This is a genomic window from Bartonella sp. MR168JLCBS, from assembly GCF_042194175.1.
Genome location: NZ_JBHIMP010000173.1, coordinates 289 through 1,015, shown reverse-complemented (window position 1 = coordinate 1,015; position 727 = coordinate 289). Strand labels below are relative to the sequence as shown.

General features: G+C 42.2%; 1 protein-coding gene. It reads left to right on the top strand.

The genetic code is table 11. The features are described 5' to 3' along the window. On the top strand, positions 1–727 hold a 727-nt coding region (locus ACFIK8_RS10120), incomplete at both ends, for a BID domain-containing T4SS effector (protein ID WP_375669347.1).

The window sequence follows — 727 nt, the reverse complement described above, 5'->3', positions numbered from 1 at the left end:
ATTGTTTTGGCAGCAAAAGAAGGTGTGACCTATGATGGCATTTATAAAGGTTCTTCAGCTGAAGGTTTTGTCATAGAATTAGAAGGTGGCACTTTCATCGTCGGGCACAAAGATGATCTTAAACCAGAGCAAGTGAAAATATTACAGAATGGTGATTTCATCTCCTTTCAGAAAAACAATGTTCAAAACATGAGAGAAACGCTTATCCCAAGCGAGATATTAGCGCCTCTCACCAATGAGATCCTTGCCGAAAGGCTCGTAAACCATTGTGGGGTTGAATCATACCGCCATGAAGTCGAGTGGTTATCAAAAAGTGTTTACGGCAACACACAAGCATTAAGCCAAATGATTGAGACAATCAATATAGATCCAAGTTTAGGCGAACAGTTTGCTGATCACATTATCCAAAATCCTAAATCAGTTGGTAAGCTTGCCGGGAAGAAAATCCTGGGTCTAAGAAGCCCAGCGCGCAAACGTGCGGAAGAGACTGTTTCACAGCTGGGTGACACACTTAAAAGTTATGCCGATATGACACATAAGACCATGACTGACATCATAGAGCAATATTCAAGAGAACAAAGACGCACAGCGCGCTCTGTCGAAAATCCTGGGAAAGACTTGCAAAACCTTTTTGCCTTGTTCCCAGAACAACAAAGAGATGTCTTGTCTCATTCCCCTACGCTGCAACAACAACTCCATCGTTTTTCGCGTCAATTGCAAAATCGTT